The organism is Neptuniibacter sp. QD37_11 (genome assembly GCF_047778105.1).
GTDB lineage: Bacteria > Pseudomonadota > Gammaproteobacteria > Pseudomonadales > Balneatricaceae > Neptuniibacter.
Window position 1 is genome coordinate 3,482,767 of record NZ_CP180552.1, and the last position, 23,577, is coordinate 3,506,343.

Annotated in this window: 24 protein-coding genes; 12 read left to right on the top strand and 12 right to left on the bottom strand. The window is 46.5% G+C overall.

Translation table 11 applies throughout. The annotated features are described in order from the left end of the window. The first annotated feature begins 5 nt into the window (after nucleotides 1-5). A complete protein-coding gene (locus ACMXYT_RS16480) occupies nucleotides 6-497 on the top strand; it encodes a DUF6942 family protein (protein ID WP_415899544.1) in 492 nt (163 codons plus the stop codon). Nucleotides 498-571: 74 nt separating this feature from the next. Here ACMXYT_RS16480 and ACMXYT_RS16485 read toward each other — a convergent pair whose 3' ends face one another. Beyond that, entirely contained in the window at nucleotides 572-1,174 is a 603-nt protein-coding gene (locus ACMXYT_RS16485; RefSeq protein WP_415911694.1) for a fasciclin domain-containing protein, read from the bottom strand. A 222-nt stretch (nucleotides 1,175-1,396) separates the two neighbouring features. On the opposite strand from ACMXYT_RS16485, the gene ACMXYT_RS16490 reads away from it, so the two are divergent. Next, nucleotides 1,397-2,626: a nucleoside recognition domain-containing protein gene (locus ACMXYT_RS16490; protein WP_415899546.1), complete on the top strand. Its 1,230-nt coding sequence runs from the start codon at nucleotides 1,397-1,399 to the stop codon at nucleotides 2,624-2,626. Between the two features lie 20 nt (nucleotides 2,627-2,646). Here the strand turns inward: ACMXYT_RS16490 and ACMXYT_RS16495 are convergent, their stop codons facing one another. From ACMXYT_RS16495 to ACMXYT_RS16505, 3 genes are read right to left on the bottom strand one after another with little or no spacing between them, the layout of a single operon-like run. Next, complete coding sequence (locus ACMXYT_RS16495) at nucleotides 2,647-3,000, bottom strand: GFA family protein (protein ID WP_415882884.1); 354 nt, start codon at nucleotides 2,998-3,000, stop codon at nucleotides 2,647-2,649. Nucleotides 3,001-3,042: 42 nt separating this feature from the next. Next, on the bottom strand, nucleotides 3,043-3,540 hold the full coding sequence (locus tag ACMXYT_RS16500) for a hypothetical protein (protein WP_415899547.1): 498 nt from the start codon (nucleotides 3,538-3,540) through the stop codon (nucleotides 3,043-3,045). Between the two features lie 49 nt (nucleotides 3,541-3,589). Continuing rightward, nucleotides 3,590-3,991, bottom strand: a complete 402-nt coding sequence (locus ACMXYT_RS16505; protein WP_415892861.1) for an acyl-CoA thioesterase — start codon at nucleotides 3,989-3,991, stop codon at nucleotides 3,590-3,592. A 223-nt stretch (nucleotides 3,992-4,214) separates the two neighbouring features. On the opposite strand from ACMXYT_RS16505, the gene ACMXYT_RS16510 reads away from it, so the two are divergent. From ACMXYT_RS16510 to ACMXYT_RS16535, 6 genes are all read left to right on the top strand, one after another. Further along, nucleotides 4,215-5,186, top strand: a complete 972-nt coding sequence (locus ACMXYT_RS16510; protein ID WP_415892862.1) for a PstS family phosphate ABC transporter substrate-binding protein — start codon at nucleotides 4,215-4,217, stop codon at nucleotides 5,184-5,186. Between the two features lie 144 nt (nucleotides 5,187-5,330). After that, on the top strand, nucleotides 5,331-7,604 hold the full coding sequence (locus ACMXYT_RS16515) for an ABC transporter permease subunit (protein ID WP_415899548.1): 2,274 nt from the start codon (nucleotides 5,331-5,333) through the stop codon (nucleotides 7,602-7,604). Between the two features lie 27 nt (nucleotides 7,605-7,631). Next, nucleotides 7,632-9,320 carry a phosphate ABC transporter permease PstA gene (pstA, locus tag ACMXYT_RS16520; RefSeq protein ID WP_415886295.1) on the top strand — a complete coding sequence of 563 codons (1,689 nt, stop codon included), beginning with the start codon at nucleotides 7,632-7,634 and terminating at the stop codon, nucleotides 9,318-9,320. A gap of 23 nt (nucleotides 9,321-9,343) precedes the next feature. Continuing rightward, nucleotides 9,344-10,177 (top strand): phosphate ABC transporter ATP-binding protein PstB, encoded by an 834-nt coding sequence (gene pstB, locus ACMXYT_RS16525; RefSeq protein WP_415886296.1) that lies wholly within the window; start codon nucleotides 9,344-9,346, stop codon nucleotides 10,175-10,177. A 19-nt stretch (nucleotides 10,178-10,196) separates the two neighbouring features. Beyond that, complete coding sequence (phoU, locus tag ACMXYT_RS16530) at nucleotides 10,197-10,928, top strand: phosphate signaling complex protein PhoU (RefSeq protein WP_415899549.1); 732 nt, start codon at nucleotides 10,197-10,199, stop codon at nucleotides 10,926-10,928. Between the two features lie 132 nt (nucleotides 10,929-11,060). Next, a complete protein-coding gene (locus tag ACMXYT_RS16535) occupies nucleotides 11,061-12,566 on the top strand; it encodes a diguanylate cyclase (protein ID WP_415911695.1) in 1,506 nt (501 codons plus the stop codon). A gap of 17 nt (nucleotides 12,567-12,583) precedes the next feature. On the opposite strand, the gene ACMXYT_RS16540 is transcribed toward ACMXYT_RS16535, so the two are convergent. Further along, nucleotides 12,584-13,180 carry a glutathione S-transferase family protein gene (locus ACMXYT_RS16540; protein WP_415904721.1) on the bottom strand — a complete coding sequence of 199 codons (597 nt, stop codon included), beginning with the start codon at nucleotides 13,178-13,180 and terminating at the stop codon, nucleotides 12,584-12,586. Between the two features lie 17 nt (nucleotides 13,181-13,197). Then, a complete protein-coding gene (locus ACMXYT_RS16545) occupies nucleotides 13,198-13,740 on the bottom strand; it encodes a pyridoxamine 5'-phosphate oxidase family protein (RefSeq protein ID WP_415899552.1) in 543 nt (180 codons plus the stop codon). Between the two features lie 131 nt (nucleotides 13,741-13,871). Between ACMXYT_RS16545 and ACMXYT_RS16550 the strand changes: the two genes are divergently transcribed. Beyond that, entirely contained in the window at nucleotides 13,872-14,753 is an 882-nt protein-coding gene (locus tag ACMXYT_RS16550) for a LysR substrate-binding domain-containing protein (RefSeq protein ID WP_415901138.1), read from the top strand. Here the strand turns inward: ACMXYT_RS16550 and ACMXYT_RS16555 are convergent. Further along, a complete protein-coding gene (locus tag ACMXYT_RS16555) occupies nucleotides 14,750-15,337 on the bottom strand; it encodes a DUF1415 domain-containing protein (RefSeq protein WP_415911696.1) in 588 nt (195 codons plus the stop codon). The two genes, ACMXYT_RS16550 and ACMXYT_RS16555, sit on opposite strands and share 4 nt — an antisense overlap. Nucleotides 15,338-15,390: 53 nt before the next feature. Here ACMXYT_RS16555 and ACMXYT_RS16560 point away from each other — a divergent pair, with 53 nt between their 5' ends. Beyond that, nucleotides 15,391-15,984 carry a chorismate--pyruvate lyase family protein gene (locus ACMXYT_RS16560; RefSeq protein ID WP_415911697.1) on the top strand — a complete coding sequence of 198 codons (594 nt, stop codon included), beginning with the start codon at nucleotides 15,391-15,393 and terminating at the stop codon, nucleotides 15,982-15,984. Nucleotides 15,985-16,003: 19 nt separating this feature from the next. Next, on the top strand, nucleotides 16,004-18,160 hold the full coding sequence (locus tag ACMXYT_RS16565; RefSeq protein WP_415899555.1) for a TonB-dependent receptor plug domain-containing protein: 2,157 nt from the start codon (nucleotides 16,004-16,006) through the stop codon (nucleotides 18,158-18,160). Between the two features lie 60 nt (nucleotides 18,161-18,220). Here the strand turns inward: ACMXYT_RS16565 and ACMXYT_RS16570 are convergent, their stop codons facing one another. The 5 genes from ACMXYT_RS16570 to ACMXYT_RS16590 all read right to left on the bottom strand — a co-directional run bounded on the left by ACMXYT_RS16570 (nucleotide 18,221) and on the right by ACMXYT_RS16590 (nucleotide 22,351). Then, a complete protein-coding gene (locus ACMXYT_RS16570; protein ID WP_415911698.1) occupies nucleotides 18,221-18,685 on the bottom strand; it encodes a hypothetical protein in 465 nt (154 codons plus the stop codon). Nucleotides 18,686-18,726: 41 nt separating this feature from the next. Further along, nucleotides 18,727-19,179, bottom strand: coding sequence for a hypothetical protein (locus ACMXYT_RS16575; RefSeq protein ID WP_415911699.1), 453 nt, complete (start codon nucleotides 19,177-19,179; stop codon nucleotides 18,727-18,729). 210 nt (nucleotides 19,180-19,389) lie between these two features. Next, nucleotides 19,390-20,211 carry a sulfite exporter TauE/SafE family protein gene (locus tag ACMXYT_RS16580; protein ID WP_415899558.1) on the bottom strand — a complete coding sequence of 274 codons (822 nt, stop codon included), beginning with the start codon at nucleotides 20,209-20,211 and terminating at the stop codon, nucleotides 19,390-19,392. Between the two features lie 111 nt (nucleotides 20,212-20,322). After that, the gene (locus ACMXYT_RS16585) at nucleotides 20,323-21,351 is read right to left on the bottom strand and encodes a methionine synthase (RefSeq protein ID WP_415911700.1); all 1,029 of its coding nucleotides are present in this window, start codon (nucleotides 21,349-21,351) and stop codon (nucleotides 20,323-20,325) included. A 25-nt stretch (nucleotides 21,352-21,376) separates the two neighbouring features. Then, nucleotides 21,377-22,351 (bottom strand): DUF1852 domain-containing protein, encoded by a 975-nt coding sequence (locus tag ACMXYT_RS16590; protein ID WP_415911701.1) that lies wholly within the window; start codon nucleotides 22,349-22,351, stop codon nucleotides 21,377-21,379. 425 nt (nucleotides 22,352-22,776) lie between these two features. Between ACMXYT_RS16590 and ACMXYT_RS16595 the strand changes: the two genes are divergently transcribed. Continuing rightward, a complete protein-coding gene (locus ACMXYT_RS16595) occupies nucleotides 22,777-23,574 on the top strand; it encodes an NAD(P)H-flavin reductase (RefSeq protein ID WP_415911702.1) in 798 nt (265 codons plus the stop codon). The last annotated feature ends 3 nt before the right edge of the window (nucleotides 23,575-23,577 follow it).

Sequence of the window (23,577 nt, forward strand, 5' to 3'; positions counted from 1 at the left end):
CCTGTATGACTGTCGGATTCGGCACTCAAGGGTTTGAGATCGCGATCTATATAGCCAATCGACCAACGATTGAGCCTTACCCCACTCTCGATCATCTTCGCCCACTTACCTCGGGTGAGATCAAACATATTGCGGATCAAACCGGTAATCATTGGCGCAAAATTTTTAATGTCAGCGCTAAGTTTCTGTTTGAGCTACAAAGCGACGTAGAGTTTAAGACTTGGCAGATGTTGCGCGATCAGTCGCTGTATCAGGCAGAAAGCCCAATGGCCTTGCTGTTTTCAAAGCCAAATCTATCAGAGCCAAATCGTATCCATATCATTGCCGGTAAAACCTATGCCCAAGAACTCGGTCTAGAAAACTTGCTTTGGTTAGATCCGTACTTTGCGATAGATACAGACAACAAAGTGATCGTCTGCCCTTATTTGGATTATCGTCAACTGAGCAATGCCAGAATCAGCCAGTTGGTTGGGTTGGTAAAAAACCTAAGTCCTTAAAACGATCAAAGCGCTTAAAACGATTAAAGCCCTGAATAATCAGGGCTTATTATCTCGCAGAACTAAGACATAACTTAATTCAGAGTCGGATTCTGAATCTTTTCCCAATTCATATTAAATGTTTGCTGATTAGCACCCGCAGCGGTTGGGTTATCTTCAGTCATACGATTGATCTCAGCCGCTTGCTGAAGCGATGGAGGTAAAATCACTGTGTCGATCACGTGGATAATACCGTTGCTTGCATCCACATCAGCCGCAACTACAGTCGCCTGATTGATCATCACATTACCGCCAGCTAAGCTAATCGCGATATTTTCACCTTGTAGGGATGGCGCTGCACTTAAACCCATAGCCGTTTTTGCATCCACTTTGCCGGCTACTACGTGGTAGGTAAGTACCGCTTGTAGGTCTTTTTTGTTCTCAGGCTTTAGCAGGTTAGCCAAAGTTTCTTCCGGCAGTTTGGCGAACGCTTCATTAGTCGGCGCAAATACAGTATAGGGGCCATCACCTTGGAGGGCACCGACTAGATCAGCAGCTTTCAGCGCCGTCACTAAGGTAGAGAAACTCTCATTACCCGCAGCGACATCGACAATATCTTTCTTCATTGAGTAGGAACCTGCGGTCGCCATTAATGGTATAGCTAGTAGAAAGCAGGCCAGTGTTTTTATAATTTTCATTGTTCTTCTCCTCGCGTTTATTCCTTAAGCAGGCCCTCTACTGCCTTAATGAGATTTTGCTTAAGTGCATCGTAATCAGTGCTACGGAGGTTCTTGAAGGACAGATCAAAAAATGTACAACAAAATTTTCTTTTTCTGTTTTTATGCCTGTGAATAGAATATTCTTGTTTTTAATGGTTCCACTTAACTCCCTGATATTGCGATAAATTTAAAAAGGTTTTTATGCTTCATCGCATCTGGCTAAGTTTTTTTCTAATCGCTTTTAGCGCAGCCCTCTATCAGTGGCTCTGGCTAGATGATTCCGCAGTATTCCAGCGTTTGGTTCAGTCCACCTTTGATATGTCGAAGCTATCGGTAGAGTTATCCATCGGTTTGATCGGTACCCTCGCCTTTTGGCTGGGCATCATGAAGCTGGCGGAAAGTTCTGGCCTTGTGGATAAGTTTGCACGGGGGATAAGTCCACTTTTCTGCCGTTTGATGCCAGAAGTGCCAAAAGGTCACCCAGCTATGGGCTCTATGACTATGAACCTCTCGGCCAATGTTCTAGGTTTAGATAACGCCGCTACGCCTCTAGGTTTGAAGGCAATGCGTGATCTGCAGAGCTTAAATCCACATAAAGATACCGCGACTAATGCCCAGATTTTGTTTCTGGTACTGAACACCTCCTCGGTAACGCTATTCCCGATCACCGTGTTTCTCTATCGATCGCAACAAGGGGCAAGTGACCCTACGTCGGTCTTTATCCCTATTCTAATTGCGACCTGTTGCTCGACACTTGCTGGCTTATTGGCGGTGAGTTTTGTGCAGAAGATCCGTTTATGGGAAAGAGTCACTCTGCTCTATATCGGCGGATTTGTTGCACTATTACTCGCTTTTATCGGCTATTTCACGACACTAACGATCGATGAGCTACAACGGCAATCATCGCTGGTGGGTAACTTAATGATCTTCTCAGCGATTATTGGCTTTCTCTGTATCGCCCACTTTAAAGGGGTGAATATCTACGAAACCTTTATTGATGGCGCCAAAGAGGGATTTGAAGTCGCGATTAAAATTATCCCTTATCTGCTCGCCATGCTGGTGGCGATTGGCGTACTCAGGGAAAGTGGCGCGTTAGAGGGGTTTATCTGGTTACTACGTGAAGGCTTTGCCAGCGTTGGCGCCGATACCCGCTTTGTTGATGCACTGCCCACTGCGATTATGAAGCCATTTTCCGGCTCTGGCGCACGCGCCATGATGTTGGAAACCATGAGCACCCATGGTGTTGATTCTTTCGCAGCTTACCTAGCCTCGGTTGTCCAAGGTTCAACTGAAACGACCTTCTATGTACTGGCAGTTTATTTTGGTGCGGTTGGTATTCGCCATACCCGTCATGCTATCGCTTGTGGTCTTACTGCAGATCTAGCCGGGATTATTGCCGCAATTACTGTGGGTTACTGGTTCTTCGGCTAAATAAAACCATTAACAAAGTGCTACAAAGAAGCACCATCAATCAGTTCGTAAGGTAGTGCCAACACATCTACACCATCGACACAGCCTAGATGCACTCTGTAATGACCAGGTTTACGCAAGGTTTGATGGAAAGTGTAGATACCGCATTGCTTACAAAAATGATGTTTGGCGATATGGGTCGCGAACTCGTAAGTTGCCAAGGAATCATCCGATACCTGAATATCGATGTCGCTAGGGTCGACTACAAAGTTACCCATCATTGCGCCTTTCTTCTGGCAGATAGAGCAGTTACAACGCACACCTTCAACAATCTCTGGGGCATGAAAACTGAATCTAACATTGCCGCAATGACAACTGCCTTGATATACCGGCATAGCACTCACCTCCACTTGGTTTAAGCAAAGGCCCGATTGATACTAGCTCTCGTCTATTAAAAGGCTACCATCCGGTTCTGTCTGACCTATGCCGTTATAAATAACATCATGACTCATGGCATCAATATCAAAGGCTTGCAACGTTGCCGGAGCAGAAGTACCTGCATACCCGACCGCTTCAGCAGCAACCGTTTCACCAAAGACTAAAGATAAAACGGTAAAGCCAAAGGCCTGCTTTTCTGAGGTCGACAGTTGCGGCCAAGCGCTGTGATAAGCCTGCCAAATGGCTGGCGCCTGACTTAAGCCTTGCTGTGTACCCAACGAAAACTCCGCGAAGTGTCGAGCGATATAGCGCTCAACTGCGTGCATCGAGTCCTGATCCAGTAAGTTAGGTAAGTGCAACTCTGCTAAGCAGAATTTTAACGCCGCTTCATACGCGTCTAGGCAAGATCGGCGAAAAGCAAAATCATTTGCCTGCACAATCACACTGTCAGTGTTAGATAGTTGTTCGTATATAGGTAATGGATCTGCGTGAGCCATATTTAACATCCTTGTTGTTATGGTTGATCTTAGAGGTAACTATAGCCGCTTATATGGCAACCGCCAGATCACGGATATGGCCGTGGCCATCAATGGCTACTTGCACACATTCGGTTTCGGTCACTTTTCGTAGTTCGGTGCCATCGGGGCAACAGCCCCAAGCCTCTACGTGGATACGCAAAGAACTGCGGCCACTTTCAATTAATTGAGTGTAGAAGGACATAATAGTTCCCTCTAGCACTGGTGATAGAAATGCCATCTGCCCGACCGATACGGTAGAAACTCGGCCTTTAGATAATTTAGCCGCATAAATTTCGGCTGCCTGTACGATTTTGGCGGACACCCAACCACCATAAACATCGCCAAACATATTGGTGGCATCGCTTGAAGCCGGCAGAAGTAGGCTTAATTCACCTGCTGGCTGGTGGCTATTTTCCTCGACATGCTCCATGGGATTTCCCCTCCTTTACTGCCATCCCCACTCCTTAGGGTAATGATAGAAACTGTGAATTTTGTATTTATTAGTAAGCTTACTCTAATACAAAAGGCTAATACCCTGAATATGTACAACGTAAAAATTCTTTTCTAAGTGTCACACTTTTGTCATTTAAGAAAATTATAGTGTTCGCATCTTAACTCATATATCTAATTTTAAGACTCTTTGGAGCCTATACATGAAACCAATGAAAAAGCTGCTTGCTGCTGTTGCTATCTCTGCAACTTGTGTAGCTGCAAACGCATCTGACCTGCTAGACAAGAACCTACCAGTTTACTCTAAGGCTTCTGGTGTTTCTGGTAACCTTTCTTCTGTAGGTTCCGACACACTAGCTAACCTAATGACGCTTTGGGCTGAAGAGTTCAAACGTAACTACCCGAACGTTAACATTCAGATTCAAGCGGCTGGTTCTTCTACTGCGCCACCAGCGCTAACTGAAGGTACTTCTAACATCGGTCCTATGTCTCGTAAGATGAAGGACAAAGAGATCGCTGCATTCGAGAAGAAGTTTGGTTACAAGCCAACGCCTGTTGCTGTAGCAATCGATGCGCTAGCAGTATTCGTACACAAAGATAACCCAGTTGAAGGTCTATCTATCAGCCAGGTTGACGCTATCTTCTCTTCTACTCGTAAGTGTGGCGCTGCTGCAGACGCTAAAACTTGGGGTGATGTTGGTGTAGCAGGTTCCCTATCTGACAAGAGCATCCAGTTGTTCGGTCGTAACTCAGTATCTGGTACTTACGGCTACTTCAAGAAGAAAGCTCTATGTAAAGGCGACTTCAAAAACAACGTAAACGAGCAGCCAGGTTCTGCATCTGTAGTACAGTCTGTATCTACTTCTCTTAATGCACTAGGTTACTCTGGTATCGGTTACAAAACTGCATCTGTACGTGCACTACCTCTTACTAAGAAAGATGGCGGCGCATTCGTAGAAGCAACTCCAGAAAACGCGCTAAACGGCAAGTACCCACTAGCTCGTTCTCTATACGTATACGTAAACAAGAAGCCAGGTCAGCCTCTAGCTCCTCTAGAGAAAGAGTTCCTGAAAATGGTTATGTCTAAAGTAGGTCAGGAAGTAGTAGTTAAAGACGGCTACATCCCACTACCAGCGGCAGTTGTAGAGAAGCAGATGAAAGCGCTAGGCATGTAATATGTCTTGATCATCTGATCTTAGGAAAAAGGGGGCCATTTTGGCCCCCTTTTTTCGTTTATGACAGTCACTGTAATACAGATGTAACAAACTTTTCATATTGTATGCGCCGTCTTCTTAGTAAACTTCCGAGACCTATGTGCCATGAGTACAGAAAACACTGCAACGTCCGACCTGGATTTTAATACCGCGTCGGCCAAGCGACACAGAAACATACGTGCGTTGAAGGATAAACTTGCTTCAGGTGGTATCGCATTTGGTGGTATCAGCGTTATTGTTGCAATCCTTCTGATCTTCTTTTATCTACTTTATGAAGTAGCACCGCTGTTCGAATCTGCCAGCATTGAACCTTGGCAGAAAAATGGACAGGAAATTGCCCCTTACACTGTTCCCGGTGACGGCAAGACACTTTATCTGACAATGGAAGAACAAACAGAGATCGCTCTGCGTGTTACCGACCTAGGTCAGCTGGTGTTCTTTAACAGCCGCAACGGTGACGTAATCAAAACAGAAACTGCCAATATTCCAGAAGGTGCAACTGTAAGCAGCTTTGCTCTAGCTTCTGAATATAGCGGTATTTTCGCTTTGGGTTACAGCAACGGTCAGGCGCAGGTCTTCAAACACAAATACCGTTCTACTTACCCTGATGGCGTACGTGTTATCACGCCAGAAGTGGAATACCCACTGGGTTCTGAACTGATTCAGGTAAGCGATTCACCACTTGAGCTACTTGCAATCAATGGTGAAGAGGAAGAATGGACACTTATCGGTGGTCAGGCAGCAAACATCGCTGCGACTGAAGTTTCCCTTACCGAGAACCTGATTACTGAGGAAGTAGAAGCGGACACTAACCGCATTACGCTTCCTAATATGAATATCCCAGCGGAGAAACTACTGCTGATGCCAGATCGTCGTTGGATGATGATCTCTGGTGAAGGCGGCAAGTTGGGCATCGTTGATATGCAAGCAGACGGTGGCCCTAAAGTTACTCAGCTAATCGAGACGACCAAAAACAAGATCACCTCTTTTGAGCTACTGATCGGTGGTAACTCCCTACTTATCTCTGATGATAAAGGTGTGACTTCACAGTGGTTCTTGGTTCGTAACGAAAAAGGCGAATGGCTAATGCGCCAGATTCGCAGCTTCGAAAACGGCACTTCACCTATCAGCAGCATCTCTATTGAGCACCGCCGCAAAGGTTTTGTAACGGTTTCGGACCAAGGCGTTATCGATTTCTACAGCACAACAGCATCACGTAATTCACTTACTGCTGCCGTTGCTCAAGGCAATGTAGATATGATCGCTCTATCACCTCGTTCTAACGCATTGTTGGTTGAACAGGATGGTAAGTTAGCGCTTTGGGCGGTTCACAACGAACACCCAGAGATCTCTTGGAGCGCACTGTGGGAGAAAGTTTGGTACGAAGGTTACCAAGAGCCAGAGTACACATGGCAGTCTTCCGCTTCTACCAACGACTTCGAGCCTAAATACAGCTTGATGCCACTAGCATTCGGTACGTTAAAAGCAGCGTTCTACGCAATGCTTCTAGGTACGCCGCTGGCGATCTGTGGTGCGATCTACACAGCTTACTTCATGGTGCCGTCAATGCGCCGTAAGGTAAAACCTTTCATCGAATTGATGGAAGCTCTACCGACGGTAATTTTGGGCTTCCTAGCAGGTCTGTGGTTAGCGCCATTTATGGAGGTAAACCTAGCGGGGATATTTGTAACCCTACTGGTCGTACCTGCGGCTATTATCGCGTTCGCTTATGCATGGGCATGTGCACCTAAAACACTACGCTACTTAGTGCCAGATGGCTGGGACGCAGCGCTACTGATCCCTGTTGTAATCATCGCAACAATGTTCAGCTTCTGGGTCGCTCCAGGATTAGAGCAAGCGTTGTTCGGTACTGAGATGCGTTACTGGGTAACTCAAGAGCTAGGCATTCCTTACGACCAGCGTAACGCGCTAGTAGTAGGTATCGCGATGGGCTTTGCGGTTATCCCAACGATCTTCTCTATCACTGAAGATGCGATCTTCGCCGTACCAAAACACCTGTCTTACGGTTCCTTAGCACTGGGGGCTACACCATGGCAAACACTGGTACGCGTAGTAATGCCAACAGCGAGTCCAGGTATTTTCTCTGCAGTGATGATCGGTATGGGCCGTGCTGTAGGTGAAACTATGATCGTACTGATGGCAACTGGTAACACGCCAATCATGGACGTGAATATCTTTGAGGGTATGCGAACTCTGGCTGCAAACATTGCAGTAGAGATGCCGGAATCTGAAGTTGGTAGTACCCACTTCCGTATTCTATTCCTAGCAGCGTTCGTACTGTTCTTGTTCACTTTCTTCGTAAACACCGTGGCGGAAGTTGTACGTCAGCGTTTACGTAAGAAGTACGGCTCTCTGTAATTTGTGCCTGATTGAGGAAATATAGTAATGCGACAGTCTTTTACTGAATGGTCAAAATCCGGCGCACCTTGGGTATGGCTTAATGCCGGTGCCGTAGCGATCTGTTTGATCATGGTTGTAGGTCTACTGACTCTTATCGCAATTCGCGGTTTGGGTCACTTCTGGCCTGCAGATGTTATCCAAGCGACTTATGTTGATAAGGGAAACAGCGTTACCCTGATCGGTGAAAAAGTCCAAACTGAAGATGTGCCTGCAGCTCAACTACGCGATAGTGGCGTAGCGGTACCGGAAGGTGTTGAGAGCATGAAGCGCAACCTGATGAAAGTAGGTAACCGTGACCACGGTGGTACTGACTTCATCTGGGTTCTGGAAGACTTCATTAAAGATCCTTCTAAACCAGAAATGCTATTCACTGCTGAGCGTCGTGAATGGGGTAACTTCTACGGTTACCTACGTGGCATCAAAGAAGATGGTAAACTGGTTTCTAGCTACGAAGGCTACGAAAAAACTGACGAGTACCTAGCTCTTTGGGCAGTACTTGAAAGTCGTATCGAACGAGCACTAGATATCCACAGTGATATCGAAGATATCGAGAAAGACCGTATTGGCTCGATCAACTACAAGTTGGAGCGTCTGCGTCTGCAAGAGCGTTCTCTACAGCTGAAAAATGTAACTGACCCAGCTCAGTACAAAGAGATTGAAGAGAAGCGTGCTGCACTAGATGCAGAGTACGAAGGTCTACAAGGAGATTTACTCGCTCTTTACGAGAAATTTAACCGTGACACTGTGGTTGCTGAGATCGCAAACGGCAAAATCGTAGAGTTCAAAGTTGCACACGTTGTGCGTGCTTTCCTACCAAACGATATGGGCCTAGGCGGCAAGATCCTTCACTACTTCTCTAAGATCTGGGAATTCGTAAGTACAGATCCACGTGAAGCGAACACTGAAGGCGGTATCTTCCCAGCAATCTTCGGTACAGTACTGATGGTTATCATCATGTCTGTGATCGTAACGCCATTCGGTGTTGTTGCTGCGGTTTACCTACGTGAATACGCGAAACAAGGTTTTGTAACGCGCGTTATCCGTATCGCTGTAAACAACTTGGCGGGTGTACCGTCGATCGTATACGGTGTATTCGGTCTAGGTTTCTTCGTTTACTTCTTGGGTGGTCACATAGATGACGCGTTCTTCCCAGAAGCGAAACCAGCACCAACCTTTGGTACGCCAGGTCTAATGTGGGCTTCTATCACACTTGCACTGCTAACAGTTCCAGTTGTGATTGTAGCGACAGAAGAAGGCCTAACACGTATCCCCCGTGCGGTTCGTGAAGGTTCTTTGGCACTAGGTGCGACGAAGTTCGAAACCCTAATGAAAATTGTAATCCCAATGGCTAGCCCAGCGATTATGACCGGTGTAATCCTAGCGATTGCCCGAGCAGCAGGTGAAGTAGCACCGCTGATGCTGGTAGGTGTAGTTAAGCTAGCACCAAGTCTGCCATTGGATATGAACTACCCGTTCCTACACTTGGATCAGAAATTTATGCACTTGGGCTTCCACATCTACGATGTTGGTTTCCAAAGCCCGAACGTTGAAGCGGCACGTCCGCTGGTATACGCAACAGCGTTTTTGTTGGTGGCAGTAATCGCGGCACTTAACTTGTCTGCAATCGCGATTCGTAACCACCTACGTGAAAAATACAAAGCGCTTGAAATGTAATAGAATTTTTAAAGGTTGCTACAATGACTAGCGAAGCTAAAACACACGCAATTGATATCTCTACAATGCAACGAGATAACCGTATTTTGAACCTTGAAGAAGAAACAATGGCTCTTGAGGTTAAAGACCTTAAATTGAGCTACGGCGATAACGAAGCGCTTCACGGTATCGATATGCACATCCCTAAGAACCGCGTTACTGCGTTTATCGGTCCTTCTGGTTGTGGTAAATCAACACTTCTACGCTGCTTCAACCGTATGAACGATCTAGTAGATGATTGCAGCATCACAGGTGAGATCCTGCTGGATGATAACAACATCTACGACCGCAGCGTTGATATCGCAGAACTACGTCGTCGCGTGGGTATGGTATTCCAGAAGCCAAACCCATTCCCGAAATCTATCTACGAAAACGTTGCTTACGGCCTGCGTATTCAGGGTGTAACTAAAAAGCGCGTTATCGATGAAACAGTTGAGTGGGCACTAAAATCTGCTGCGCTTTGGGACGAAGTTAAAGACCGTCTACACGAGAGTGCTCTAGGCATGTCCGGTGGTCAGCAGCAGCGTTTGGTTATCGCACGTACGATTGCGGTAAAACCAGAAGTTCTGCTGTTGGACGAACCAGCATCTGCACTTGATCCAATCTCTACATTGAAGATTGAAGAACTGATCCACGAACTGAAGAAAGACTTCACGATCGTGATCGTAACCCACAACATGCAACAGGCTGCGCGTGTATCTGATTACACTGCCTTTATGTATATGGGTGATCTTATCGAGTTTGGTGTAACAGATACGTTGTTCACTAACCCGGCTAAGAAACAAACTGAAGACTACATTACTGGCCGTTACGGTTAATTGGGGAAGGAATTAGATCATGGAACTAAATACAGAAAACTATTCCACGCATATTTCGGCTCAGTTTAACGAAGAGCTAGAGCAAATCCGTACCCAACTGCTAACTATGGGCGGCATTGTTGAGCGTCAGGTACACGACTGTATCGATGCGCTACTCAACAGCGATGCAGACCTGGCGGAACAGTCTCGCAAGGTCGATAAGCAGACTAACGATATGGAAGTGATGATCGATGAGCAATGCACAAAGATCATCGCACGTCGTCAGCCAGCGGCAAGTGACCTTCGTTTGATCATCGCTGTATCTAAAGCGGTATCTGACCTTGAAGGCATGGGCGATGAAGCAGCACGCATCTGCCGTCACGCGATTGAATTGGTAGACGAAGGCGAATCTCCACGTGGTTATCAGGAAGTTCGTCACATCGGTAACCTTGTACGCGAAATGGTAAAAGACGTATTAACTGCGTTTGCTCGTAACGATACTGAACTTGCTTACCGCGTAGCGAAAATGGACAAATCTGTAGACCAGGAATACCGCTCTGCGATGCGTTCTCTAGCAACGTTCATGATGGAAGATCCACGTTCTATCTCTAGTGTGATGAACGTAATCTGGGTTCTACGTAGCCTTGAGCGTATCTCTGAACATGCACGTGCAATGGCTGCTCACCTGATCTACCTCGTGAGCGGTACTGATGTTCGTCACGGTAGCCTTAAGCAGATTAAAAAAGCCGTTAAACCAGGCGACGAAGATTAATCTAAGCTCCTGTTTAATAAGCTTTATCACTATAAAAAGCAGCCTAATTAGGCTGCTTTTTTTGTATTTATCGCCAAAGTTATTCGAATATTGGTCGATACTTATATGACTCATCTATCAACTAGGGCTCCCATGCTGCAATACACTGTATACGCCGACCTCAACTGCCCCTTCTGCTATGCCTTGCATGAGCAGTTGCATCAGTTTGGTCTTTTGCAGCAAGTAGATTGGCGCTTAGTTGAGCACGCGCCTGATATCGCGATTTTTAATAAAACAGCTGAAAGTCAGGCCGAACTCGCCAGTGAAGTATTCGTTGTTCGAAGCCGTGTCCCTAATATCGAAGTCGCGCTGCCTAAAGCACGAAGCGATAGTCACTTTGCCAGCCTTTGTGTAATCGAAGCGGCTGAGCATGATGTTGAAAAGTCGATCCATCTTCGTCGCCTACTCTACCGTGCTCTTTGGGTCGAAGGTAAAGATATAGCGGATGTTTCGGTTATCTACGACTGCTTGATTGAAGCTGGCTTACCGACCGAGCTGGATATCGAAGAGCCACAAGAAAACAAACTGATCGAATGGCAAACCGCGTGGGAGCAAGGTGATTTTAACCTGCGCATTCCGGTGATCTGTGCTGATGATGGTCGTATCTCGCTAGGGTTGCCTAGCCCTGAAGATCTTAAAGCCTTCTTTAAAGGTAAAGAGATCGAATCCCAAGAGCAGCTACGAGAGAGCTGCCCACGGACAGAGCAACAAACTATCGCCATATACTGTGACCACAGTATCGAGATCGTTTGGCCGGTAATCGCTATCTTGCGTAACGATTACAACATCTTACTACCGGCTAACCTGACAGAGCTAAAAAACTTACTGCAGGAAGATGCACCAGATCTGCTACTACTCGGCACGGAGAATCAGTGGTCTGATATGTTTGCTCTGTGTGAAGAGGTGAACAAAAACAAAGATGAGTTTCCGCTGCCGATTGCGTTCCTTAGCCAACAGGTCGAGGATCAGCTAGAGCTGGATGCTTATCAAGCAGGAGCTGCAGATTTCCTCGCGCTCAACCGCGCACCTGCCGTTATTCAGTCGCGCATTAAGATTCTGATGCAGCTAAAACAGTCTCAGGATCAACTGGCACGCTCGGCTCGTGTTGATGGTCTAACTCAGGTGAATAACCGCCGTGAGTTTGAACGCAATATTGAAACGGAATGGCGACGTGCACAGCGCTCTAAGCGCAACCTTTCTCTTATCATGATCGACATCGACCATTTCAAACCATTTAATGATGGTTATGGTCATCTGGCCGGCGATGGCTGCTTACGCACCATCGCACAAACCATTAAAGCTTCCATTCAACGAGCACAAGATATGGTCTGTCGTTATGGTGGAGAAGAGTTTGCCGTGATTCTGCCAGAGACAGATATTGAAGGCGCACAGCTAATTGCTGAGAGAATTCGCTCAGCCGTTGCCGAGCTGAAGATCGAACATAAGTTTTCCAGCACTGGCAATACCGCCACTGTCAGTGCAGGCGTAGCCTCAATTAATCCTTCAAATGGAGGCTCGCCGCATGAGCTGATCGAGCTGGCCGACCAAGCACTCTATCAATCCAAAGAGAATGGCCGTAACAGAGTCACTCTCAGTTAGAAGTACTCTAAGCCAGATTACTCTAGGCCAGACATTGGAATAAAACCCGGTAGCGCTTTAATTCGCTCTATCCACTTAACGATCTGTGGATAATCTTCCAACTTAATTCCACCTTCCCAAGCTAAACCCACATAAGGCATCACCGCACAATCGGCAATCGTCGGACGACCTAGTGCTAACCAGTCGTTATTAGAAAGATGGGATTCTAGAAGACCAAGAATTCTGTCAGCCACCACCAGCGTCGCGTCTTTATTCAGTTCATAACCAAATTTATCAACGAGTCGAGCTGCACCCGGACCATTTTGTATTTCATTTGCCGAAGTCGATAACCATTGCTGAATCTCAGCTTGCTCCTCTGGGGAGTTGCCATACCACTCTGGTGTTGCGTACTTCTGCGCTAGATACACCAAGATTGCATGGGAATCGCGTAGTACCGTGTCACCATCCTCCAGCACCGGTACCTCACCCCACGGATTCAGATCGATTACCGGTGACTGCTTATGCATGCCCGCCAAGAAATCCACGGGAACAAGTTCTAGCGGGATATTGGTTAGCGATGCAAACAATCTTGCTTTGTAACAGTTACCTGAAGGTTCCAAATCATACAGTTTCATTCTTATGCTCCTTAAATTTAATCCCGCGCCCACTCAGTTTCTGTGAACCTAGGGGTAATATGCTTGGAACAATTCCAGTCAAACGCTTCCAGTTTAATATGAATAAACGATTCCGCTTTGGCCGAACTTTCCATCTGATCTGCATAGAGTTTTAAATGTTCTTCAACCGAGAGTAGCTTGACCCGGCCTAAGATTTTTAAGCGCCGACGATGGGGATAATCCATTAAAAATAGCGCTACTTTATCGTTCTTGGAGAAATGGCCTAGGCTCTGATACTGACCATTCCCGCTAAGATTTCCAAAAGCTAAGGTTTCTTCATCCAACACCTTTAGAAAGCCAACCTCACCACCGCGGTGTTGAATATAAGGCCAGCTATCTTCGCCCACTGACGCCATATAAAAACTGTCCCGCGCTTGGATAAAATCGGCTTCACGCTCGGTGAAACGATCAAAATCAGGCATTCGTTGGCGTACCACAGCAGACTTCTCATAACTGCCGAAACGCTGCTGCATCGCCAATACAGACTCGGTAAAGGTTATGTCGCTAAAACGATGGGCCATGAGAACACCTTGCTTAAACATTGATCATGTCATTCATTATGTGAAAAACAGATAACGCAATAAATAGAGCAAACTAGATTTCAATAATGCACTTTATGCATTAATCTGCAGAAATGAATAAACTCAAAGCAATGGCGGTTTTTGTCAAAATCGTCGACTGCGGCAGTCTAAGTGCAGCAGCAGAAAAGTTATCCATGTCACAATCCTCGGTGGTCCGAACGCTGGCGGCACTAGAGAAAGAGCTCGGTGCTCAGTTGCTCTATCGCACCACCCGTAGTCTCAGCCTAACCGAGGAAGGCGATGACTACTGTCAGCGCTGCCGACAGATATTGCTGGAGGTAGAAGATGCAGAAAATGCCCTCAGCCAGCAGCAAACGATCCCTAAAGGGGTGATTCGGATCACTGCGCCACAAACCTTTGGCCGCCTGCATCTAAGCCCTGTGATTAATGAGTTTTTAGATACCTACCCAGAAATGGAGGTGGAACTACTGCTGTTGGATCGTGTGGTCGATTTGATCGAGGAAGGGATGGATATCGCCCTGCGTATCGGCCCCCTTCCCGACTCTACCTTGATCGCGAAACAGGTCGGCGAGGTAAAATATAAAGTCTGTGCAAGCCCAGCCCATATTGCAGAACACGGAGTGCCGAATCACCCAGATGAATTAGAGCAGCTCGACTGTATTCACCTCACCGCGCTTAGATCTCACGCCACTTGGGGGTTTACTGAGGGTAACCAGCAATACAGAATCAATGTGCAGGGCAGCTTTAAAACTAACCATGTAGAAACAGCCGTGGATGCGTGTCGAGAGGGTCGCGGTTTCGGTCAGTTTTTAAGTTATCAGGTGAATCCGCATATCAGAACAGGGCAATTGACCCCGGTTCTCGAACAGTTTGAAAGTCCATCGATTCCGGTCAATCTGGTCTATCCACACTCGCGCCGCCTCTCATCTAGAAGCCGCGCCTTTATTGAGTGGGCTAGACCACGATTGCAGCAACGCTTAGAGAACGATTAGGAATCTGCAGGCCAGTATTGAGCAAGGGGTGGGAAGCGCTCGATTAAGCCTGTACGTCCCATAGTTTCCATCAACGCCATATTACGTTCAGGAATCTCATCTGGGTTTTTATAGTGCACCAGCACACGGCTCATCTGACCTTCACGAATAATGTGAATGGTTGGGAACGGCGCACGGTTGGTCCAATTAGTAATATCATCCGCTTCAACCCCAGAGAAACAGTAATCAGGGTGGAAGCTCGCTAGTTGGAATACACCGGCAAGGCCCGCACGCTCAAGCATAGTTTGGCAAAGATCTAGCAGATCCAGAAACGACTCAAAATCCACCGCCGTCTCGGTAAACGCAACTAAGGTTGTGGATAACTCTTCTTCGGGCGAGTCCTGAATTTTCGCAAGCTCAGCTAGGAAATCCTGCGCTGCATCGGTCATCACACTGGCATGAGATACCGCGTAATGGATGCTCTGATTGCGCACTTCAGGTGCCGCAAAGGGACATAGATTTAGGCCAACCACAATCGCCTCAACCCATTGTTGAGTTAACTGTTCAGCCTGCGTTGCTGGAAAAGAGAATTTATCAGTCGTCATAGGGAATCATTTTACCTCAGCTTCCCCGTCAATGCTCTAATTTGGTGCCTATGATGCTGACCGCCCTTTCTGCTAAAATAGCGCCACTCATCATTAGGAAGCTAAGTACCCCAGTGCCTATCAAGTCTGCTCTTACCACACAAAGTTTTGATACCCGTTGGTTGAAACTACGTCGACCACTCAAGACTGCTGTGCCTCGCGAATGGCAAAGCTGGTTGCTCGATAGCGGCTCCCTAACCCAGCGCTTGGTAAAACGAAGTCAGGGAAATTTCCGTGTTGAGGTGGTAAGCCAAGGTTGGATGCGTCCAACCCGCTCCGAGGCCAATGCCTTAGGCATAGATCAGCGCCAATGCGCTCTAGTTCGCGAAGTTCAGTTGATCGGTAACGATGTACCTTGGGTATTTGCCCGTTCGATTATCCCAGCACAAACCCTAACCGGCCGCGAACGGCAACTACGCATGTTAGGTAACCGCTCTTTGGGGAGTCTGCTATTTACCGATCCAACCATGCGCCGCGATCCTATCGAGATCAGTCGTCTGCAACTGCAAGATAAAACCGAGATCTGGGCACGCCGTTCGGTGTTTTTCCTGTCCAATAAACCCTTACTGGTTTCTGAAGCATTTTTGCCTGAGCTATTAGGCAAGTGATAATGCGGGAAATAGCCAGATGCGTTTACTTAGTTTACTGATAAAACAGCCTTTATATTTACTCGTTTTATTCTTAATCTTTAGCGCAAAGAGCATCGCTGCCGACCCGAATTCACCCTTCGATGAACGTGACTTTGATGAAAGAAGCTACCCCCATGAAGGTGACTACTTCTCTACGATCGCTTCAGGCCATCTAGAAGCGATCCGAAAATCACCCGGTACGGTTAGCGTCATCACCGCTGCAGAAATAGAAGCTATGGGTGCAACGCATCTCGATGAGGTATTGGAAACGGTTGCAGGATTACATGTCCAGCGTTCAGATCTAAGCAGATTGGACCCGGTCTACAGTATTCGCGGGATTCAAAATGGCTTTTCCACTCAAGTGTTAGTTCTCTTTAATGGAATAGAGTTTAAAAACCCATTCAGTGGCGGCCTCCCTACAACATTTCGATTACCCCTCAACGCAATTGAACGCATTGAAGTGATCAAAGGCGCTAGCTCTGCGTTATATGGTGCAAATGCTTACTCAGGCGTAATCAATATCATGCCTAAACGCTCGCAAAATTTGGCCGAACCTATGTTTCAAGCCAGAGTAGGTAGCTTTGGCAGCCGTGATTTCACGGTACAGCACAGCGACTTTGATGGATTTGGCAAAGGCTATTTCTTTTCACTCGAACATCAACAGAGCGACGGTGATGATTCCAGAATTATTACTCAGGACTTCCAATCGCTTAATGACATATGGTTCAGTTCAAACGCATCATTAGCGCCCGGCCAGCTTAATAGAAATTACTCAGTCACCAATGCGATGTTAAATATCGATAGGGGTGACTGGAGCTGGAATAACTGGTTTTGGCATAACCATAAGGCAGGTAACGGCCAAGGCGGTGCTCGTGCCCTAGACAGCTCGGGTTATGAAGACACATACTCCTTCATGTCGCATCTGCAATACCGAGGCATTATCAACCCTCAATATTCCGTTGAGAACAACTATTCCTACCACTATCAAGAAGGTGAAAGCACCTTAACCCTGTTTCCAGCCAACAGTATTATTCCGATAGGCAGCGATGGAAACCCATATACTCCGGGAGGCAACTTAGTCCGTTTTACGGATGGAGTCATAGGCATTCCTTCCGCCAAAATGCATAAATCCTACGCTGATCTCGTTTTAAACTATGTTGGTTCACCCGACCATATTTGGCGCTTTCAGGTCGGGGGGCAGTTTAGTAATTTCCGCAGTGAAGAAAGAAAAAACTTTGGCCCAGGTGTCTTAGACGGCACCGAAACGGTTGTTGATGGCAACTTAACCGACGTGAGCGATCAGCCTTATGTATATTCAGAGGATAGTGAACGTCATAATGTGTTTTTAGCGATTCAAGACCAGTGGACGCTAAATGAAAAATGGACCCTCACCATCGGTGGGCGTTTAGATCATTACTCCGATTTTGGCCGAGTATTTAATCCAAGAATGGGCTTGGTTTGGGAGCCGAATCAAAAATTTACTGGAAAATTGCTCTACGGCAGGGCCTTCCGAGCGCCATCATTCAGCGAACTCTATTTAAAGAACAACCCCGGTGGACTAGGCTCGCCATCGCTTAAACCCGAAAAAATAGAAACACTGGAACTGGTTGCTGACATCAAACCCAAAGCAACGCTGCATCTACAAAACACACTCTTTTACTACCAAGCCGATGATTTGATTACCAACCAACTTAACGGTGCTGTATATCAATTCCAGAACTCAATGGAACAGAAAGGTTACGGCGTAGAGATCGAGGGAACCTGGGATATCAGTCATGCGTTAACACTGAAAACCCAATACAACTACCTAAGCACCAAAAACTCGATTACGGGTGGCAATGTTGCCGATATTCCAAACCACACCGGCTATCTAGCCGTAGATTACCGTCTCCCCAATCATTGGAAGCTACACCTGAATAACCATTGGATTGGCTCGAGTAACAGAGCTCCCAATGACACGCGGAAAAAACACAGCGGTTATTCATGGGCAAACCTGAAACTCTCTAAAGAGCACAAACTAGCTGGGCTCAGCACAGCTCTGATCATCAAAAACGTACTGGATAAGGATGCCACCACACCTGCGTCTGCAATCATCCCTAACGATTACCCTATTGAGGGTCGCAGCATCTTGGGAGAACTTACCTATCAGTTCTAGGTAAGTATTACGCTGGCTAAACACAATTAAGGTTTGGAATTGGTGTAATACGCTTTGCTATTACACCCTACTTGCTATCTTCAATGAGACCTTCTTCGTAAAGAAGTAGAAGGGAAGGCCTAAGATAAGCATCCAAAGGTAACCGATCTTTGTAACCAAAATCATTAAGAAGGCAATCATAAACAAAATGATTCCTAAGTAATCTATGGCTCCAAGTGAACAATTCTTAATTGATGAGCCAAATTTCGGGATAAAGACGAACAAAGTTATGAGGAAAACAATACCGTATGTGATTGCAGTCTCTTTCCAGCCTTCATGTATAGACCTTATACATAAGGTCATTGAGCAAACTAAAAAAACTACATGAGTATGGGCAAGCTGTTGCTTCTTGCTTTGGGCTGCGTTGTGATTTCCTTCAATCTCATCACCAGAAATATATGCAGATTCCCCACAAGATAGACATGCGTCAGAGCCAGCTTTATTGGCAGTGGAGCACTTCTTACATTTCCAGTCATAGTTGATCATCTATATCCCTTTAAAAGTCATCTATCGACACTTTGCAGACATTACTTAGTCTGTATGATTCCTTTTACTATGTGCTCAGGAGTGTCATTGAAATAAATTCCAATTTTCCCCTTATCCCCATGAACAAAATAATCACGACCTTCCTTCTCGAACCATTGAACACGGCTAAGAACCTGCTTAGCACCATGTGTCGTATTATCGTAGAGCTCACGGCTTATGGGGTAACAAAGGGACGAGAGTGTATTCAAAAATCGCTCTTTCTTCTCTCCGGTAACTGAAATGAAACCTATAACTCCATGGGAAGGTTCAAGTTTTTTATCAAACAAGGTTAGAGCGGTCTCAGTCCCATGTAATGATTTGGCCTTTTGCATATAAGGCTCTATAAGGCCAATACACTGACTATAAACAGGGGCATGAGTGACCTCAGAATCAGAACAACCGGTCAAACCAATGATAGTAAGAACGAAAACTAAATATGTGCGGTGTTTTTTCATACATTCCCTGTTGTGAATACTCATGTGTAAGATAATACCTGAAAGCTTATACATGTAAATCAGAGGCCCTGTCTGCTAATGGCACAAAACAGAAGCCACTACATCCCCACGCCTTTCCTCTAGGCGCAGCCGTCCTCTAGCAGCGTAGCTGCGCCCTAAAAGCGAAGCGATCTCTAGCCGCGCAGCGGCATCCTTGCCACTAGCATCTGTTTAAAGCAATAACATACGCAATCCTGTAATCAGCAGCACCACAGCAAACACTTTCTTCAGCTTGCCTGCATCCAACTTCGATGCGATGGATACGCCAATCGGGGCGAACAGTACGGTAAGTGGCACAATGCAGAAGAAACCGATCAAGTTAACTAAGCCAAATGTACCCGCTGGGGCATCGGCTGGTGTGTTACCCAGCAGCAACATAGTTACGGCACCTGGCAAGGAGATGATTAGACCGATAGCAGCAGCCGTACCTACCGCTTTATGCGCAGGGTAGTTGTATAGGGTCAGCAGCGGCACCGAGATTGTGCCGCCGCCGATACCGACCATTGAGCTGAAAAAGCCAATGGATGTGCCCATAGCCGTTTGCCCTGCTTTACCCGGTAACTGTTGGAACAACGCGGATTTACCGCTTCTAAATAACATGTTCAGCGCAGATAGCGTCGCGATCACGCCAAATAGCGCAGTGAGCCAAGTGCCATCGACCCGCGTTACCAGCCAACTGCCAATCAGTACACCGACAAAGATAAAAGCTGCCCAACGTTTTAGCAGATCAAAGTCGACATTGCCTTTGTTGTGATGGGAGCGAATCGAGCTGATAGAGGTAGGAACAATCGTCGCCAACGAGGTTGCAGTCGCCACAACCATGGCTGATTCTGGAGATACGCCAAAACTCTGAAAGAGGAAAAACAGCACCGGTACGATTACGATGCCGCCACCGACACCGAGTAAACCCGCTAAGATGCCAGCGAAAGCACCGGTTGCCAGTAGCGCTAAAAAGGTTGGGATATTGTTGATAAAGAATTCAGTGATATTCATTGAGGGAAGGTTCTATACAGTGGCTCTACCCTGAGGTTTTAGCCATAAAGCGATGGGGCCATCAGGCCCCAGTTTTTTAAAAGAGTGTCGAGCTGTTTTGGTGAAACAGTCTTAAGCTGCCAGCTCTTTTCTAACCAGTTCTGCACCCGCGCGCAGGGCATTCAGTTTGCCGCGTGCGATCTCGCGTGACAGAGGTGCCATGCCGCAGTTGGTACAAGGGTAGAGTTTGTCGGCATCGACATACTTGAGCGCACCACGCAGTGTTTCGGCGACTTCTTCAGGCGTCTCGATGGTCTCAGTCGCAACATCAATCGCACCCACCATCACTTTCTTACCCCGAATCAGTTCCAGTACTTCAAGCGGTACACGACCGTTGTGGCACTCCAAAGAGATGATGTCGATATTGGATTTCTGTAGAGACGGGAACGTCTCTTCGTATTGACGCCATTCCGAGCCCAGCGTTTTTTTCCAATCGGTGTTGGCTTTAATGCCGTAGCCGTAGCAAATATGCACGGCTGTTTCGCATTTAAGCCCTTCGATAGCGCGCTCTAGGCAAGCGATGCCCCATTCATTTACTTCTTCAAAGAAGACGTTAAATGCCGGCTCATCAAACTGGATAATATCCACACCAGCCGCTTCTAGCTCTTTCGCTTCTTCGTTGAGCGCTTTGGCAAACTCCCAAGCTAGATCTTTACGGCTCTTGTAGTGATCATCGTACAGGGTATCAACCATGGTCATTGGCCCTGGTAGCGCCCATTTAATCGGCTGATCAGTTTGCTGGCGCAGAAACTTAGCGTCTTCAACAAACACAGGTTTTTGACGGCTCACTGAGCCAACGACAGTCGGTACGCTGGCGTCATAACGATTACGAATACGAACGGTTTTGCGCTTTTCAAAATCAACACCGCTCAGGTTCTCAATAAACGTAGTTACAAAGTGCTGACGTGTTTGCTCGCCATCACTGACTATATCAATGCCTGCATTTTCTTGCTCTTGCAGGGTCACACGCAGTGCATCCTGTTTGCCGAACACAAGTTCTTCACCTTCTAGTTTCCAAGGTGACCAAAGTTTCTCCGGTTCTGCTAGCCAAGAGGGTTTGGGTAAACTGCCAGCAGTTGAAGTAGGTAGTAAGTTTTTCATAATTTATACAGCTCTATATCTTGGCTTACGCGTAGTTAGCAGACCATTTTTCAAGAAGATCCCCATAGGGCTTAATAAAGTGCTCTTCCGCCCATCTGCCCTGCTCTACCGCTAAACGGCTGCGCTCTTCTCGGTCATACACAACCTGCGTTAGTGAGTAATCTTGGTGCTTCAAACTTGGTTTAAACACCTCGCCAGCAAAAGCATTGGCGTTATAAATCTCTGGGCGATAGATCTTTTGGAACGTCTCCATCGTGCTAAGAGTGCTGATCAACTCAAGGTTGGTGTAATCGTTGAGTAGATCCCCATAGAAATAGAACGCGTAAGGCGCCACGCTGTTTGGCGGCATGAAGTAACGCACTTCCATGCCCATCTTTTTGAAGTACTGTTCGGTCAATGACGGTTCATTTGGCTCGTATTCCGTACCTAGAACCGGGTGGGTATTTGCCGTTTTATAATACGTTTTGTTATCCGACACACTCAGGCAGATCACCGGCAGCTTGTTGAAGTTCTGTTTGTAAGCCTCTGAGTTCACAAAGTCTTTAAACATGTTGCCATGCAGCTCGCCGTAGTTATCCGGCACGCTGAATTGCTCTGCATCTTTGTTATGGTTCAACAGCAGCACGCTGAAATCATAATCACGCACGTAAGAGGAGAAGTTGTTGCCAACGATGCCCTCAATACGGCGCTCAGTTTTGTGATCCAGAATGTACGTTTTTAGGATCTCAATGGTTGGGAAGTTATCGCCATTGCCTTGCACATCAATATCAACATGGATGATCTCAAGCTCTACCGAGTAACGATCATTGTTTGGGTTATCCCAAGTCGCCAGCGTATTAAAGCTGTTATCAATCATCTTGATCGCACGGCTCAAATTCTCTTTACGCTGTTCGCCACGCGCTAAGTTGGCAAAGTTAGTTGTTAGGCGAGTATTGCCTGATGGCTCATAGTTTTCGTCGAAACTAATGCGCTCAATGCTGTATTCGAAACCGTTGCTCATAATCTGTATTCCGTAGAAATTAAGTCTGACTTTTCATCGCTCTCTGGACTGTTCACCTGCCTTAAATAACCATGGGCCGATATTAGGAGCAGTCGTACTTAAGAAGCTAAGTGCACTTTTTACAGGGACAGCTTTATGAAAAAAATTGATTAAAATTTATGGTTTGATGACCTTTGCTCATAAATTGATTCAGGCAACGTTTGGAATAGGCACTACGAGGTATTTTTTTGCTGGATGAGCGCCCAATTTACATAGGCTGCGTCGTCATCGGTGATGCTCAGGATCTGGTGCTCGGCAAGCGCAGCGAATAGACAATGTATGAGGGAAACTAATTGATCAGTGAAAATTAACCATTTCTACTCATGCAATAAGCTCTTTAAGCTGCTTGGCAATCAGTCACGAAAACAGAATTTTTAGGTTTGTTTATGAGTAACCTTGCCACAACCTACCCAGTCGCTTCTTACCCTTGTCAGGTTGTTAAGTTAATCCCTTTGAGTAATGGCTCTTTTGATACAGATACATTTGATATTGAGCTGCAATCTCCAGCAGGTACAGAGCTTAACTATCATGCAGGACAGTATCTGCAGTTCGATTTAGATGTTAATGGCGATGGTCAGCTACAAACGCTCTCCTACACCATTGCCAGCAGCCCTGATACAGCAAACCCTCGCCGCCTACAACTGTTTATCCAAAACGGTAGTGAGTTTGCTGATAAGGTTTTGCAATGCCTATCTCAACATTTAGAAAACCAAACGCCCCTGAATGTAACGCTGGCCATGGGGAAAGCCTTTTTACAGACTGATCTTGCTCTGCCTCACCTACTGATCGCTGCGGGCTCTGGCATATCCAAAATTAAAAGCATCACCGAAGAGATCTTAAGGCGCAAACCCGATACCGAGGTGAGTATTTACTGGTCGAACAAACAGATCGAAGATTTCTATCTGCTAGAGCAGTTCCAAGCTTGGGCGGATCAGAATACAAACCTCAAGTTCACACCGATTCTCGAATCGCCAGACGCCAACTGGAACGGCCGCACTGGCTTTATTTACGAAGTAGTAAGCGAAGATTGTAATGCTCTTGAAGGCACTCAAACCTACCTCTGCGGCTCACCCAATATGGTTTACGGCACACTCGATCAGCTGGAGGCAAAAGGACTTAAGGAAGAGAACTGCTACTCAGACGTGTTTGAGTTTGCGCCAAGGGGGCAGAAATCAGCTAGTTGAAGA

Coding starts and splice junctions, on each gene's coding strand:
- ACMXYT_RS16480 (WP_415899544.1), top strand. CDS start 6: ATGACTGTCGGATTCGGCACTCAAGGGTTTGAGATCGCGATCTATATA.
- ACMXYT_RS16485 (WP_415911694.1), bottom strand. CDS start 1,174: ATGAAAATTATAAAAACACTGGCCTGCTTTCTACTAGCTATACCATTA.
- ACMXYT_RS16490 (WP_415899546.1), top strand. CDS start 1,397: ATGCTTCATCGCATCTGGCTAAGTTTTTTTCTAATCGCTTTTAGCGCA.
- ACMXYT_RS16495 (WP_415882884.1), bottom strand. CDS start 3,000: ATGCCGGTATATCAAGGCAGTTGTCATTGCGGCAATGTTAGATTCAGT.
- ACMXYT_RS16500 (WP_415899547.1), bottom strand. CDS start 3,540: ATGGCTCACGCAGATCCATTACCTATATACGAACAACTATCTAACACT.
- ACMXYT_RS16505 (WP_415892861.1), bottom strand. CDS start 3,991: ATGGAGCATGTCGAGGAAAATAGCCACCAGCCAGCAGGTGAATTAAGC.
- ACMXYT_RS16510 (WP_415892862.1), top strand. CDS start 4,215: ATGAAACCAATGAAAAAGCTGCTTGCTGCTGTTGCTATCTCTGCAACT.
- ACMXYT_RS16515 (WP_415899548.1), top strand. CDS start 5,331: ATGAGTACAGAAAACACTGCAACGTCCGACCTGGATTTTAATACCGCG.
- pstA (WP_415886295.1), top strand. CDS start 7,632: ATGCGACAGTCTTTTACTGAATGGTCAAAATCCGGCGCACCTTGGGTA.
- pstB (WP_415886296.1), top strand. CDS start 9,344: ATGACTAGCGAAGCTAAAACACACGCAATTGATATCTCTACAATGCAA.
- phoU (WP_415899549.1), top strand. CDS start 10,197: ATGGAACTAAATACAGAAAACTATTCCACGCATATTTCGGCTCAGTTT.
- ACMXYT_RS16535 (WP_415911695.1), top strand. CDS start 11,061: ATGCTGCAATACACTGTATACGCCGACCTCAACTGCCCCTTCTGCTAT.
- ACMXYT_RS16540 (WP_415904721.1), bottom strand. CDS start 13,180: ATGAAACTGTATGATTTGGAACCTTCAGGTAACTGTTACAAAGCAAGA.
- ACMXYT_RS16545 (WP_415899552.1), bottom strand. CDS start 13,740: ATGGCCCATCGTTTTAGCGACATAACCTTTACCGAGTCTGTATTGGCG.
- ACMXYT_RS16550 (WP_415901138.1), top strand. CDS start 13,872: ATGGCGGTTTTTGTCAAAATCGTCGACTGCGGCAGTCTAAGTGCAGCA.
- ACMXYT_RS16555 (WP_415911696.1), bottom strand. CDS start 15,337: ATGACGACTGATAAATTCTCTTTTCCAGCAACGCAGGCTGAACAGTTA.
- ACMXYT_RS16560 (WP_415911697.1), top strand. CDS start 15,391: ATGCTGACCGCCCTTTCTGCTAAAATAGCGCCACTCATCATTAGGAAG.
- ACMXYT_RS16565 (WP_415899555.1), top strand. CDS start 16,004: ATGCGTTTACTTAGTTTACTGATAAAACAGCCTTTATATTTACTCGTT.
- ACMXYT_RS16570 (WP_415911698.1), bottom strand. CDS start 18,685: ATGATCAACTATGACTGGAAATGTAAGAAGTGCTCCACTGCCAATAAA.
- ACMXYT_RS16575 (WP_415911699.1), bottom strand. CDS start 19,179: ATGAAAAAACACCGCACATATTTAGTTTTCGTTCTTACTATCATTGGT.
- ACMXYT_RS16580 (WP_415899558.1), bottom strand. CDS start 20,211: ATGAATATCACTGAATTCTTTATCAACAATATCCCAACCTTTTTAGCG.
- ACMXYT_RS16585 (WP_415911700.1), bottom strand. CDS start 21,351: ATGAAAAACTTACTACCTACTTCAACTGCTGGCAGTTTACCCAAACCC.
- ACMXYT_RS16590 (WP_415911701.1), bottom strand. CDS start 22,351: ATGAGCAACGGTTTCGAATACAGCATTGAGCGCATTAGTTTCGACGAA.
- ACMXYT_RS16595 (WP_415911702.1), top strand. CDS start 22,777: ATGAGTAACCTTGCCACAACCTACCCAGTCGCTTCTTACCCTTGTCAG.